Origin of the sequence: Serratia sp. 201 (assembly GCF_037027545.1) — a bacterium.
GTDB classification, from domain to species: domain Bacteria; phylum Pseudomonadota; class Gammaproteobacteria; order Enterobacterales; family Enterobacteriaceae; genus Serratia; species Serratia bockelmannii.
In genome coordinates, this window is record NZ_JAXCHC010000001.1 from 1521143 (window position 1) to 1535242 (window position 14100).

Annotated in this window: 13 protein-coding genes; 10 read left to right on the forward strand and 3 right to left on the reverse strand. The window is 60.4% G+C overall.

Annotated elements, in window-relative coordinates:
- Nucleotides 1-228: 228 nt before the first annotated feature.
- Both WA302_RS07815 and fumC read left to right on the forward strand, forming a co-directional pair.
- On the forward strand, nt 229-561 hold the full coding sequence (locus tag WA302_RS07815; RefSeq protein ID WP_336063376.1) for a hypothetical protein: 333 nt from the start codon (nt 229-231) through the stop codon (nt 559-561).
- A gap of 230 nt (nt 562-791) precedes the next feature.
- Nucleotides 792-2189 carry a class II fumarate hydratase gene (fumC, locus tag WA302_RS07820; RefSeq protein WP_025302703.1) on the forward strand — a complete coding sequence of 466 codons (1398 nt, stop codon included), beginning with the start codon at nt 792-794 and terminating at the stop codon, nt 2187-2189.
- A gap of 49 nt (nt 2190-2238) precedes the next feature.
- On the opposite strand, the gene WA302_RS07825 is transcribed toward fumC, so the two are convergent.
- The gene (locus tag WA302_RS07825; RefSeq protein WP_089180859.1) at nt 2239-2904 is read right to left on the reverse strand and encodes a peroxiredoxin-like family protein; all 666 of its coding nucleotides are present in this window, start codon (nt 2902-2904) and stop codon (nt 2239-2241) included.
- 103 nt (nt 2905-3007) lie between these two features.
- Between WA302_RS07825 and WA302_RS07830 the strand changes: the two genes are divergently transcribed.
- The 3 genes from WA302_RS07830 to WA302_RS07840 all read left to right on the forward strand — a co-directional run bounded on the left by WA302_RS07830 (nt 3008) and on the right by WA302_RS07840 (nt 5048).
- A complete protein-coding gene (locus WA302_RS07830; RefSeq protein WP_043143283.1) occupies nt 3008-3898 on the forward strand; it encodes a LysR family transcriptional regulator in 891 nt (296 codons plus the stop codon).
- Between the two features lies 1 nt (nt 3899).
- The gene (locus tag WA302_RS07835) at nt 3900-4589 is read left to right on the forward strand and encodes a helix-turn-helix transcriptional regulator (RefSeq protein ID WP_025302706.1); all 690 of its coding nucleotides are present in this window, start codon (nt 3900-3902) and stop codon (nt 4587-4589) included.
- Nucleotides 4590-4679: 90 nt separating this feature from the next.
- A complete protein-coding gene (locus tag WA302_RS07840) occupies nt 4680-5048 on the forward strand; it encodes a VOC family protein (protein WP_028128189.1) in 369 nt (122 codons plus the stop codon).
- Here WA302_RS07840 and tus read toward each other — a convergent pair.
- Nucleotides 5038-5976, reverse strand: coding sequence for a DNA replication terminus site-binding protein (gene tus / locus WA302_RS07845; protein ID WP_043143278.1), 939 nt, complete (start codon nt 5974-5976; stop codon nt 5038-5040). The genes WA302_RS07840 and tus overlap by 11 nt on opposite strands.
- 366 nt (nt 5977-6342) lie before the next feature.
- On the opposite strand from tus, the gene WA302_RS07850 reads away from it, so the two are divergent.
- On the forward strand, nt 6343-8139 hold the full coding sequence (locus tag WA302_RS07850; RefSeq protein ID WP_336063382.1) for a glycoside hydrolase family 3 protein: 1797 nt from the start codon (nt 6343-6345) through the stop codon (nt 8137-8139).
- Nucleotides 8140-8265: 126 nt separating this feature from the next.
- Entirely contained in the window at nt 8266-9552 is a 1287-nt protein-coding gene (locus WA302_RS07855; RefSeq protein ID WP_197764858.1) for a glycoside hydrolase family 10 protein, read from the forward strand.
- A 51-nt stretch (nt 9553-9603) separates the two neighbouring features.
- Here the strand turns inward: WA302_RS07855 and WA302_RS07860 are convergent, their stop codons facing one another.
- On the reverse strand, nt 9604-10872 hold the full coding sequence (locus tag WA302_RS07860) for an MFS transporter (RefSeq protein ID WP_031300458.1): 1269 nt from the start codon (nt 10870-10872) through the stop codon (nt 9604-9606).
- A 147-nt stretch (nt 10873-11019) separates the two neighbouring features.
- Here WA302_RS07860 and WA302_RS07865 point away from each other — a divergent pair, with 147 nt between their 5' ends.
- From WA302_RS07865 to bioD, 3 genes are all read left to right on the forward strand, one after another.
- Nucleotides 11020-11910 (forward strand): LysR substrate-binding domain-containing protein, encoded by an 891-nt coding sequence (locus WA302_RS07865; RefSeq protein ID WP_025302712.1) that lies wholly within the window; start codon nt 11020-11022, stop codon nt 11908-11910.
- A 159-nt stretch (nt 11911-12069) separates the two neighbouring features.
- The gene (gene mlc / locus WA302_RS07870) at nt 12070-13287 is read left to right on the forward strand and encodes a sugar metabolism global transcriptional regulator Mlc (protein WP_025302713.1); all 1218 of its coding nucleotides are present in this window, start codon (nt 12070-12072) and stop codon (nt 13285-13287) included.
- Nucleotides 13288-13431: 144 nt separating this feature from the next.
- Nucleotides 13432-14097: a dethiobiotin synthase gene (gene bioD, locus WA302_RS07875; protein WP_025302714.1), complete on the forward strand. Its 666-nt coding sequence runs from the start codon at nt 13432-13434 to the stop codon at nt 14095-14097.
- Nucleotides 14098-14100 lie beyond the last annotated feature (3 nt).

The following is a 14100-nucleotide window of genomic DNA, read 5'->3' on the forward strand; positions in this document are numbered from 1 at the left end:
TCTTTGGGAGAATGGGTTATTGCCGATAGCCCGCTTATCCTGCGTCATTATTTATTCTTCAACATGTCAAACTATGTCGGCTGAATTTATTTTTTACCGTCTGAGCCATTCCCTTATTATTATTTTCGCGCTGCGCCGGGCGATCACACGCCGAGCTTAAACCGGCGCGTCAGACCCCTTTACCGTAACGGCCAACGAGTCGATTTAACGAAACAAGAGGTCTGTTGCATGAAAAAACTGTTGTTGTTGTTGGGCTTTTGCACCGGCGCAGCTCAGGCGGCGGTGATTGTCGCCTATCCCTACGCGGCTCCGCGCGCCGTGGTGATCGCGCCGGCCCCGATCGTCGTTGTACCCGCGCCGGTAGCGGTTCCCACCTCGATCGCACCCGTGGCGCACCCGCTGGCACTTACCGCCGGCGCGGTGGCGACCGGGGCGTATCGGCATAATGAACGTCAGGACGCCTATGACGAGATCAATCATCTGCAGCAACAACGTATCGATGAGCTCAATCATTTACAGGCGCAACGCATCAATAATTTTAATTCGCGTCATCCGCGTTAATGGCTACCCACACTTTTATTCTCCGGACTCATTTCCGGCCGTTTATTTCGGCGCGGGTTAACCGGCGGAAAATAACCGCGTCATTGATGGGTAAAAGAGATGAAACGTGCTGTGAGATAACTCTCTTAATGCGAATAGTTATTATGTCACTATACTGGGAGTGCATGCCGACGGGGGGTAGCGCGTCGGCCTAACCCTACAATTTTAGGAATTATGCTAAGGAGATCATGATGGCAGGCGTTCGTATCGAAAAAGACTCTATGGGCCCCATCGAAGTCGCGGCCGACAAGCTGTGGGGCGCGCAAACCCAGCGTTCGTTGGCGCATTTCCGTATTTCCTCCGAAAAGATGCCGACCGCGCTGATCCACGCGCTGGCGTTGACCAAGCGCGCCGCCGCGCAGGTGAACGTGGATCTGGGGCTGCTACCGGCCGAGCGGGGTGCCGCCATCATCAACGCCGCCGACGAAGTGCTGGCGGATCGTCATGCTGACCAGTTCCCGCTGTCCATCTGGCAAACCGGCTCCGGTACCCAGACCAACATGAACATGAACGAAGTGTTGGCCAATCGCGCCAGCGAGCTACTGGGCGGCGTGCGCGGTGAAGAGCGCAAGGTGCATCCGAACGACGACGTCAATAAAAGCCAGAGCTCCAACGACGTGTTTCCCACCGCGATGCACGTGGCGGCGGTGATTGCGCTGCGCGAGCACCTGATCCCCGAGCTGAAAGTGCTGCACAAGACGCTGAGCGACAAGGCCGAAGCCTACCGCGACATCGTTAAAATCGGCCGCACCCACCTGCAGGACGCCACGCCGCTGACCCTGGGGCAGGAAATCTCTGGCTGGGCGGCGATGCTGGCGCACAATCTGAAACACATCGAGGACAGTATTCCGCACATCGCCGAGCTGGCGCTGGGCGGCACGGCGGTCGGCACCGGCCTGAATACCCATCCGGAGTACGCGGTGCGCGTCGCTAAAGCGCTGGCGGAATTGACCCATCAGCCGTTCGTCACCGCGCCGAACAAGTTCGAAGCGCTGGCGACCTGCGATGCGCTGGTGCAAGGGCATGGCGCGCTGAAAGGGCTGGCGGCTTCGCTGATGAAGATCGCCAACGACGTGCGCTGGCTGGCGTCTGGCCCGCGCTGCGGCATCGGCGAGATCTCGATCCCGGAGAACGAGCCGGGCAGCTCCATCATGCCGGGCAAAGTCAACCCGACCCAGTGTGAAGCGATGACCATGCTGTGCGCGCAGGTGCTGGGCAACGACGTGGCGGTGAACATCGGCGGGGCTTCCGGCAACTTCGAGCTGAACGTGTTCCGCCCGATGGTGATCCACAACTACCTGCAGTCGATCCGCCTGCTGGCCGACGGTATGCAGGGCTTCAACGAGCACTGCGCGGTGGGCATCGAACCGAACCGCGATCGCATTACCCAGTTGCTGAATGAATCGCTGATGCTGGTGACGGCGCTCAACACCCATATCGGTTATGACAAAGCGGCGGAAATCGCCAAGAAAGCGCACAAGGAAGGGCTGACGTTGAAAGCCGCAGCGCTGAAGCTCGGCTATCTGACCGAAGCGCAGTTCGATGAATGGGTACGCCCGGAGGCGATGGTCGGCAGCATGCAGAAGTAACCGCGTTCATCACCATCTCTTAACGGGGCGCGTTTGCGCCCCGTCTTTATCAGGCCAATCCTTCCAGCACCGACAACAGCGCCTGCGGCTCCGGCCGCCGGGTGTAATCGGCGTGCGCTTCGGCATAGGCAATACGGCCATCGGGAGTAATGACGAACCGTGCCGGCAGCGGCAGCGTCCAGCTGTCATCCTGGTTGAACTGCGCCAGATCGAGGCCGAGCCGCTGTTGATAGAGGGCGAGCAGCGCGTCCGGCAGGCGGTAACGCAGGCCGAATTGAGCCGCCAGGCGGTTGCCTGCATCGCTGAGTAGCGGAAAGGTGAGATCGTGATCGCGCACGGCCTGGCGGTTATGCACCGCGCTCTGCGGTGAAATGGCCACGAGCTGCGCGCCGTGATGCGTGATGGCGGGGAGTGCGGCCTGCAGCGCCTGCAGATCGAGCGTACAGTAAGGGCACCAGACCCCGCGATAGAAACTGATGACCAGTGGGCCCTGCGCCAACAGCGCCGCGGAAGAGCATGGCCGGTTTTCGCTGTCCGGTAGGATAAAGCCGGGCGCGGCGTCGCCGACCGTCAGCGCGCATTCGGTAATGCCCGACGCGATCTGCGCCTGGATCGCCTCACGCATCAGCGCGTGATCTTGCGCCGCGAGTTTGAACGGCAGTTGGTCGGTTTCGAATGCCACTTTGAAGGCATCGAGTTTGTCTTGCAGTGTCATGCGTTCTCCTGATGGGAATGAGGGGGAGCGCTCATCTTGCCCATTCCTAAATGGCGCGTGTAGACTGCAATAAATGCTAACCGTTATTCCATCAAGGAATGTCATGGGTAAATTTGCCGATTACGAAACCTATGCCTGCGTTTACGAGAGCGGTTCCTTTACCGCGGCAGCGCGGCGGCTGCACGTGGGGCAGCCGGCAGTCTCAAAAGCGGTGGCGCGGCTGGAACAGCAGCTCGGCACGCGCCTGATGCTGCGCTCGACCCACGGCCTGCAGCCGACGGATGCGGGACAGCAGCTGTATCAACGCACCCGACGTATCCTTAACGAGCTGGCGGAGACCGAAGCGCTGGTGCAGAGCGCTGGCGAGACCCTGAGCGGCCGGCTTCGGGTCGCTTCGGCGGCGGTGTTCGCCCGCATCGTTCCCTTGCCTGATTTGACGGCGTTTATGCGCGCCAATCCGCGGTTGAACGTCGATCTGCTGCTGGATGACGGCAATTTGTCGCTGATTGAAGAGGGCATCGATATTGCCCTGTGTATTGGCGAATTGGAGGATTCCGGCTTTACCGCCCGCAAGCTGGGTGAGGTAAAGCAATGCGTGATCGGCACGCCCGGCTATTTTGCCGCTGCCGGTATGCCGCAGCGGCCGGAAGATCTGTTGCAGCATGAGATGGTGATTTACCATCACCGTGGCGGCGGCGAGCAGTGGCGCTTCAGCCGTGGAGAGGAACAGCGCATGCTGCGGCTGCCAGGGCGCATGCGGGTCAACGCGGCGGAGTGCGTGCGCGAGCTGGTGATGGCGGACTTCGGTGCTACCGTCGCCAGCGAAGGCATGTTTCGCAACGAGCTGCAAAGCGGGGCGGCGATTGCGGCCTTAGCGGACTGGCAACTGCCGCCGCTGGCGCTGTGGGCGGTGTTCCCCGGCGGCCATTTCGTTTCGGCCAAGGCGCGGGCCTTTGCCGATTTTGTCCAAACCGCGTTATGCAGGGAGCCGTGATATGTCGCGCGCACAACGTTTACTCGATCTGATGCAGCTGTTGCGTAGCCACCGTTATCCTGTAGCGGGCCATGCGCTGGCGCAGACGCTGGGCATCAGCATGCGCACGCTGTACCGCGATATCGCCACGCTGCAGCAGCAGGGGGCGGAGATCGCCGGCGAGGCGGGCGTCGGTTATGTGCTGCGCCCCGGCTTCATGCTACCGCCGCTGATGTTCTCGCAGGCGGAGACAGAAGCACTGGTGCTGGGGATGCGCTGGGTCAGCCGCCACGGCGACAGTCAGCTGGCGAGTGCGGCGGGCCAGGCGCTGGCCAAGATCGCCGACGTGCTGCCGCCGGCACTGCGGGAGGAGCTTGAGGCCAACACGCTGTTGATAGCGCCGGTTCAGGCGCCGCCGGTGGCGGATGAGCTGCGGGTGCTGATCCGTGACACCATCCGCCGCGAGCGCAAGCTGCATATCGACTATCTTGACCTGGCGGGGCAGCGCAGCGAACGCCTGTTGTGGCCCTTTGCACTGGGTTTTTTCGACCAGTTCCAGATGTTGGTCGCCTGGTGCGAGCTGCGCCAGGCCTTTCGTCATTTTCGCCTCGATCGCATCCAGGCCGCCACGCCGTTGGAACCGCGCTATCCGCGCGGACGGCGGCGGCTGCTGAAAGAGTGGCGCCTCAGCGAGGGCATTGCGGAGCAATAGCGGCACGCTGCTGCCATAAACTGTCAGTCGCGCGCCTTAGTCTGTGCCTATCGGGAACCGGCCGGTTCCCATCATCCAGAGGACAGACCGATGACCCTTCCCAGCATGACCCTGCTTTACGTCGACAACCCGCTGAACAGTGCCGCCTTTTATCAACGTTTACTGGGACAGGCGCCGGTAGAGCTTTCTCCCGGCTTCGCCCTGTTTGTGCTCAACAACGGTTTCAAGCTGGGGATGTGGGCCAAACAGGGGGTAAAACCCGCTGCCACGTTGACCGGCGGCGGCGGTGAGCTGGGCTTCTTGTGCCAGGATCCGCAAGAGGTCGAAGCGCGCTATAACCAGTGGCGCGAACTCGGGCTGCCTATCGAGCAAACGCCGACCGAGATGGAATTCGGTTACACCTTCGTCGCGCGGGATCCGGACGGCCATCGCCTGCGAGTATATGCCCTCAGCGAGTAGCGTCATCGGCATACAGGTGCAAGCGCGGCACCAGCAGCCGCAGCGGTCGGGCGTCGGGTTTGTAACGGTGTTTCACCGCGTCGACGTCGTAGTTGAGCAGCTCGCCAATCTTCGGCACTGCGGCGCCGCTCTCTACCTGACACAGGGCGATCAGCGGCAGCGGGCAGGGGTGCTGCACCTGCTTTTGCTGCTGCTGATACCACACGCGGGCGATAGGTTGTACTTTGACCGGCCGCTTGATTTTCAGCGTCGCGTGCTGCGGCAGACGGCTGACATCGTCTATTTCGCGGCTGACCAGGGCGGCCCACTGTTCACGGCTGTGCGGCGGCACCGCGCGGCCGGCTTTCAGGCTTTTCTCCAGCTGCGCCAGGATGTCGTCCCGCTTGATGTTTTTGATGATGTGCTTGTTGGCCCAGCCGAAGCGCACCGAGTCGGGGTTGGTCAGGGCGGTGAGGGTGCGGTAGGCGCTGAGGGTAATCAGCCCGTGCAGATGGGTGTGTACGAACTCGAAACGCTGCTCCGGCGCCAGACCGGAATCGACGGTGATAATCTGCTCCAGTTCGCCCTTCAGGCGGTTGATCAGCGCCAACTGCGCCTGCAGCGTCAGATATTCCGGGTGCTCCACCGCCAGACAGATAACGCCGGGCAGCCGCACGGCGGCCTTGCTGCTGACATTCTCCCGGTTATGGTGGATGAACAGCCGCTGATAATGCTCCAGCGCCAGATCGCGCGCCGCTTGTCCCACATGCTGTTCGACCGCGATATGCGAGATAGCCTGATGTTCCTGGCCTTTTTCAACCTCCGGCAGGCTGAACACCCGCGCTGCCAGCAAGCGCAGCGGGGTGATCTGCTGCTGCAATGCGCCCAGCGCCTGCTCTAGCTCGACAAAGCAGGCATTCATTCGGCCAATCACATCGTATCTGCTCATCGTACGCTCCCATTTTAGTTACAACATACTATAGGAGAGTAGCAGGCTGGGGGCAACATCGGCGATGGGGAAATACTCGGCTTAACTGCCCGCCCGGCTTACCAGGGGGAAATAGGGCGGGTAGCAGGGGGAATTCTCTCGCTCGTCTGCCACACATGCGGGTAAGCGTGATTGTCGAAAATAAACCTGGTCTTCTTATGGTTTTGATTCATGGATGAATTTTTTCCCGCTCGTTTATTTTTTGTTTAGTCCATTTCTCGTTTGCCGTTGTCCAATCGCTGGAACAAACAGAATGGCAGGACGCTATGAGCCCTTGGGGTTATCTTTTCTTCTGTCATTAACGGGTGCTTTAAACGGAGGTTTACTGTGGATATTAAACAGAAAGTCAAAAACATGACGCTGGAAGAGAAGATCGGGCAAAAAATCATGCTGGATTTTCGCTACTGGAATCGGAACGGTAGCAGCAATCAGGATATGACCGTTCCCGATGAAGCCATTGGCAAGCTGATCGCCGATAACCACGTGGGCGGGGTGATCCTGTTTACCAATAATCTGAAAGACAAGCAGCAGATCAACACGTTGACGGCTTGGTATGCCGCGATGAAAACGCACGCCGGCATTCGCCTGTTTATTGGCACGGACAACGAGGGCGGTAACGTTTTCCGGTTGCCGCGCGGCGACTACGCCTCATTTCCCGGCAATATGGCGCTGGCGGCGGCGATTGAGGGCGGTGCGGATAAACAGCTCGCCGTTGAACAAGGCAAACTGATGGCCCAGGATATGCGCGCGTTGCATATCAACACCAACTTTGCCCCGGTCGTGGACGTCAACACCAACCCGTTCAACCCGGTGATTAACGTTCGCGCCTTCAGCGATGATAAGAACACCGTGTCCCGCCTGGCCGAGAAAATGGTTGCGGGGATGAAGCAGCAAGGGCTGATCACCGCTTACAAACACTTCCCTGGCCATGGCAGCACCTCCACCGACTCGCATACCGGTTTGCCGCGCGTCGATCGTACGCGGGAAGAGGCGTTTGCCATCGATATCGCGCCTTACAAACAGGCCATTGACCGCTGTGCGGCGCCGGACATGGTCATGACCGCGCATATTCAGTATCCGGCTCTGGACAACCGCCAGATCGACACCCGCAGCGGCGAAAAAATCACGGTGCCGGCCACCATGTCGCGTGAAATTCAGACACAGATTCTGCGCAATGAGTTGGGGTATGCCGGCGTAACGATTTCAGACGCGCTGGATATGGGCGCGATTGCTGAGCACTTCACCCAACAGGGGGCGGCTGAAAACGTCTTTGCCGCCGGGGTGGATATCGCCCTGATGCCTGTCAGCATCGCTTCGCCGGCCCAGGCTAACCTGCTGCCGGACCTGATTCGTTATCTTGCGGAAAGGGTGAAAACGGGGCATCTCAGCGAGGCTGATATCGATGCCTCGGTCGAGCGCATTTTGCGCCTCAAATTACGCCATCACCTGATGGGGCATCGCGAAGCCTCTTGTTCCAGCAGCGTTTCGTCCTCAGCACACAAGCTGGAAAAGCGCATTGCCGATCGCTCCATTACCGTGGTTATCAACCGTCACAGCCTGCTGCCGTTGAAAGACAAAGCGCTGTGCTATTTTATCCTGACCCCGTGGGGTGAGCAGGCCAAAGGCATCGCTAACGTGATGGCACAGGAAGGCTACCAGAACGTCGTTGCCGCGAAGGAAACGGAACTGAGCGATGCTCAGGTCAGGGCGCATATTGCCGATTGCGACGTGTTCCTGCTCGGCACGCTTTCGACCCGCTTTACGCCTGCTGAACAGGATGGGGTCATTACCTCCGCAACCGGAGCGAGTAATGACAGCAGCCCTTATCCGGGCTGGTTGAAATACGCCGCCGAACAGGGGAAAAAGCGCGTTCACCTCTCACTGCGCGCACCTTACGATATCGTGAACTATGCCGCAGACGTGGAGGCGGCCGTCGCCACCTATTCTTACTACGGGTATGACAGCGGCGTGTGGCGCGGTCCCTCGATGATATCTCTGGCACAGGTGCTGACGGGAAAAATCACACCGCACGGAAAACTGCCGGTCAACACCTGGCATGACTACGATGTGAAGACCAACACGGGCAAGATCGCATTCCCTCGCGGGACCGGGCTGAGCTGGTAATGGGACAAGTACCGGCGTCGTCAGAAAGGGCGACGCCGGCAGCTTGCTCGCGTTGAAAAAGCGGGCGGTTTCTTGCTCTGCACGAAACGACATGGGATAACCGTCACTCACGGAAGGAGAATATTTATGCCGACAGGCGCAACAAAACTAGGCGGATGGCTGTTGATGGCCGCCATGCTGGGCGTGAGCGGATGCGCCAAGCCCCCCGAACCGGAGAAACCTGCACAGCCGACACCGCCGGTTACACCGATGCGAGGCATCTGGCTGGCCACGGTCATTGGCTTGGACTGGCCGCCGGCGGCCTCCCTGAAAGCGGAAACGGCGCAAGAGCGGGTGCGCCTGCAGCAGCAGGGGCTGACGGATGCGCTGGACGACATGGTGAAAACCGGGATTAACACGGTGTATTTTCAGGTTAAACCGGACGGAACGGCCCTGTGGCGTTCTGAGATCTTGCCTTGGTCTGAGGTCTTGACCGGCACCGTGGGCCAGGATCCGGGTTATGATCCGCTGGCCTTTATGCTGCAAGAAGCACACCGGCGCGGCATCAAAGTGCATGCCTGGCTGAACCCTTATCGGGTTTCCATGAATACCCGACAGCAAACGATTGATGCACTTAATCAGACGTTGCAGTCCCCACCGGCCAGCGTCTATGCGCTGCATCCTAACTGGATCCGCACGGCCAACGACCGCTTCGTGCTCGATCCTGGCTTACCCGACGTGCGCAACTGGATCACTGGCGTGGTGGCTGAAATAGTCAAAAACTATGATGTCGATGGCATTCAATTTGACGATTATTTCTATTACGAAACGCCGCAATCGCCGCTGGATGATGGGAAGACGTATCGCGCCTACGGCAAAGGGTTTGCAGACAAAGCCGCCTGGCGCAGGGACAACACGCTGCAATTGATAAAACAGGTTTCAGCCACCGTCAAAGCGTTGAAACCCGCGGTTGCGTTTGGCGTCAGCCCGGCGGGCGTATGGCGAAACAAAGCGGACGATCCTGCCGGCTCGGCGACGCGGGCAGGGGCGCCATCGTACGATACGGCCTATGCCGATACGCGCCAGTGGGTAAAACTGGGGCTGCTCGACTATATCGCACCACAGCTGTATTGGCCTTTTGATCGTGAAATTGTCCGCTACGACGTGCTGGCCAACTGGTGGGCCGAGGTGGTGAAAGGCACGCCGGTTCGGCTCTATGCCGGGGTGGCGCTGTATAAAGTGGGCACGCCATCGGCCAGCGAGCCGGCCTGGACCGTCGATGGCGGCGTTCCCGAGCTGAAAAGGCAGTTGGATCTCAACGAGAGCCTGCCGGGGATGGGGGGAACCATCCTGTTCCGGCAACGCTATCTGACCGAGCCGCAAACGGATAAGGCCGTGGAGTACCTGCGCACCCGCTGGAAAACCGGTCAATAATCACAGGCACTGGCAGGACGAGCCGCGGCAAATCGCCGCGGCTTTTTCTTTTCAAAGACGAGCGGCTTCCGGCAGGCGTTTCAGGTAATGCACCACCAGCAGCGCCAGCAACAGCATCAGGCTGATAAACGCCGCTACGCCATTCCAGCCGAAGCTGTGCCAGAACACGCCGCCGAGGGTGCCGGCCACGCTGGAGCCGACGTAATAGCAGAACAGATACAGCGACGACGCCTGGCCTTTGGCGCGGCGCGCACGGCGGCCAATCCAGCTGCTGGCCACCGAGTGGGCGGCGAAGAAACCGGCGGTGAACAGCATCATGCCGATAAAGATCGCCGGCACCTGCGGCAGCGCGGTAATCAGGATCCCGATCAGCATAATCACGATTGACGCCAGCAGCACCGGGCCACGTCCGAAGCGCGAGGTGAGCGCGCCGGCCTTGGGCGAGCTGTAGGAACCGGTGAGGTACACCACCGACAGCAGGCCGACAATCGCCTGGCTCAGGTGGTAAGGATCCGCCAGCAGGCGATAGCCGATATAGTTGAACAGGGTGACGAAGCTGCCCATCAGCAGGAAACCTTCCGCGAACAGCAGCGGCAGGCCCTTATCGTGCCAATGCAGCTTGAAGTTGATCAGCAGGGTGCGCGGGCGCAGCGAGCTGGCGCGAAAATGCCGCGAGGCAGGCAGGATACGCCAGAACATGCAGGCGGCGGCGAGGGCGAACAGGCCGATGACCCCGAGCGATACGCGCCAGGAGAAGAAGTCGGTCAATACCCCGGTCACCAGGCGGCCGCTCATGCCGCCGATCGAGTTGCCGCTGATGTACAGCCCCATAGAGAAGGCGACGAAGCTGGGATGGATCTCTTCGCTGAGATAGGTCATGCCGACCGCCGCCACGCCGCTCAGCGACAGGCCGATCAGCGCTCGCATCAGCAAAATGCCGTGCCAACTGGTCATAAAGGCGCAGATCAGCGTGCAGACCGCCGCCAGCAGCAGCGCTACCACCATCACCGATTTACGGCCGATGGCGTCTGACAGCGGCCCGGTGAACATCAGGCCGATCGCCAGCAGGCCGGTAGAGACCGAAAGCGACAGGCTGCTTTCCGCCGGCGATACGCCGAAGTCTTGCGACAGCACCGGCAGGATCGGCTGCACGCAGTAGAGCAGCGCGAAGGTTGCCAGCCCGGCGGAAAACAGCGCCAGCGTTACGCGCATAAACTGCGGCGTGCCGCGTTCGATATAGGGGAGTTTGTTGTTGAGGGTGGAGCGTTTTACTTTTGGCGCAGCGGCCGCGTCATCGTTGGCGGCCAGCGTCGACGGCATCACGGCCGCAGAACGCACAGGGGTTGTCACAGCGTTTCCTTACCGAACTTCGGGGAGATAAACAGACACTTTGCAGATAACAAAATGATAGGGAGTGGCGAATTTTTTGTCTAATATATTAATAATTCAAATTAAGACGTTTTAAATATGAATATCGAGCTGAGACACCTGCGTTACTTTATTGCCGTGGCGGAAGAGCTGCATTTTGGCCGTGCCGCCGAGCGGTTGCGGATCTCCCAGCCACCGCTCAGCCAGCAAATCCAGGCGCTGGAAGAGATGGTCGGCGCGCGGCTGCTGGCGCGCAACAACCGCAACGTCAGTTTGACCCAGGCCGGGGAAATGTTCCTCAAAGAAGCCTACCAGGTGCTCGATCAGGTCGGGCGCGCGGCGGAAAAGGCGGCGCGTCTGGATCGTGGCGAACTGGGGGAAATGACCATCGGCTTTACCTCTTCCGCGCCCTTTATCGGCGTGGTGGCGCGCAGCCTGCGCACCTTTCGTCAGCAGTCCCCGCAGGTGCATATCAAAATGCGCGAAATCAACACCAAACAGCAGATCGAACCGCTGCTGAACGGTGAGCTGGATCTGGGGGTGATGCGCAACACGCGGCTGCCGGAGGCGCTGCACTATCAGCTGCTGCTGCGCGAACCGCTGGTGGCGGTGGTGCCGGAGGGGCATCCGCTGGCGGAAACGCCCGGCGGCGCGCTGCGTTTTCAACACCTGGCGCAGGAGCCGTTCGTGTTCTTCTCGCGCGAAGTGGGCACCGCGCTGTATGACGAAATCCTGCTGCTGCTCAGCAAGGCCGGCATTACTCCCTATATCACCCAGGAAGTGGGGGAAGCGATGACCATCATCGGGCTGGTCTCCGCCGGGTTGGGGGTGTCGATTTTGCCAGCGTCATTCGCCCGAGTGCGGGTGGACGGCGTGCGCTATTTGCCGCTGGCGGAGCCGGACGCCACCACCGAAGTTTGGCTGGTGCATCACCGCCGCCGGCCGCTGACCGCCGCGGCGCAGGCGCTGATGGCGTTGATGCTGAAATGACGTTGAGGTTGGGCAAATAAAAATCAATTCACGCTGAAATTGCGAGGAATTTGTGCAGCAAATCACATAACGAATCAAATAGTTGACGCTGTATGACAAAAGCCCCACCATAACCCCTAGTCTTTATTTAGAAGCGCGAAAAATAGTAGGAGCCGGTTTGTGATTGCGGTTGGGCAGCCTGGGCATATCGATCAAATCAAGCAGACCAATGCGGGGGCGGTTTATCGGCTAATCGATCAGCTGGGCCCGATTTCGCGTATCGAACTGTCAAAACGCGCACAGCTGGCGCCCGCCAGCATCACCAAGATCGTGCGCGAACTGCTGGAAGCCCATCTGGTCAAGGAAACCGAGTACCAGGAAATCGGCAGCCGGGGCCGCCCGGCGGTGGGGCTGGTGCTGGACACCGAGGCTTGGCATTACCTTTCCGCCCGTATCAGCCGCGGCAGCATCACGCTGGCGCTACGCGATCTCAGCAGCAAACTGGTGGTGGAGGAGTTGCTGCCGCTGGCGGCCGAACACCCTGAACCGCTGCTGAAACGCATCCTGACCGAAGTCGACCAATTCTTTATCCGCCACCAAAGCAAGCTGGAGCGGCTGACGGCGATCGCCATCACGCTGCCGGGCATGATCGACGTGCAGTCCGGCGTGGTGCACCGCATGCCGTTTTACGACGTGCTGGAGATGCCGCTCGGCCCGGCGCTGGAAACCCGCACCGGCCTGCCGGTTTACCTGCAGCATGACATCAGCGCCTGGACCATGGCCGAGGCGCTGTATGGCGCCTCGCGCGGCAGCCAGAACGTGATTCAGGTGGTGATCGACCACAACGTCGGCGCCGGGGTGATCACCGGCGGCCACGTGCTGCACGCCGGCAGCCACAGCGTGGTGGAGATCGGCCACACCCAGGTCGATCCGTACGGCAAACGCTGCTATTGCGGCAACCACGGCTGCCTTGAAACCGTAGCCAGCATCGAGAACATCCTGGAGATCGCCCAGCAGCGGCTGAGCGGTTCGATGAGCTCCAGCCTGCACGGCGCGCCGCTGACCGTTGAATCGCTGTGCGACGCCGCGCTGGCGGGCGATCAGCTGGCGCGGGACATCATTCTCGGCGTCGGCCACAGCGTGGGGCGCATTCTGGCGATCATGGTCAACCTGTTCAATCCGGAGAAGATCCTGGTGGGCTCGCCGCTCAACCGCGCGGCGGAGATCCTGCACCCGGCCATCGCGTCCTGCATTCGCCAGCAGGCGCTGCCGGCCTACAGCGAGCAGGTCAAGGTCGAATCCACGCAGTTCTTCAATAAGGGCACCATGCCCGGCGCCGCGCTGGTGAAAGAGGCGCTGTACAACGGTTCGCTGCTGGTGCAATTGCTGCAAGGCTAACATCAGAACTTCTTATTAATCCCGCAAAAGATTGAGCTACCTCAAGCCCCTACGTGGCAGCATCCCCTAGAATTTTTCCGAAAGACTTCTTCGCCGCCGATGCGGCGACACATTGTTAACGGGGCATTCTGGGGCATTTTATTCATGTTGAAGCGTTTATTTGTGACAGGCACGGATACCGACGTCGGTAAAACCGTGGTTTCCCGCGGGTTGATGCAGGCTCTGGCCGCCGAAGGCCGTTCAGTGGCCGGCTACAAGCCGATCGCCGCGCGCTGCCAGGAAACCAGCGAGGGCATCCGCAATAAAGACGCTTTGGTGTTGCAGGCATCTTCAACCTTGCCGCTGTCCTACGAGGAGATCAACCCCATCACTTGTCTGGATGAGGTGTTTCACGCGCATGCGACCGAGGATATCAACTATGGCCTGATGAGCAGCGGCCTGCGGGATCTGTCCGCCAAAGCCGATACGGTGGTGGTGGAGGGCAGCGGCGGCTGGCGCGTGCTGATGAACGATCTGCGGCCGTACGCCGAATGGGTGGTGCAGGAGCAACTGCCGGTGGTGCTGGTGGTGGGCATCAAGCTGGGCTGCGTCAGCCACGCGCTGCTGACCGCGCAGTCGATCATCAACGACGGCCTGCCGCTGCTGGGCTGGGTGGCCAACCGCATCAATCCGGGGTTGGCGCACTACGCCGAAACCATCACGGCGCTGCAGCAGCGCATTTCCGCGCCGCTGCTGGGTGAAATTCCGTATCTGCCGCGCGCGGAGCAGCGCGAACTGGCGCACTACCTCGATATTTCCACGTTGCTGTAGCCC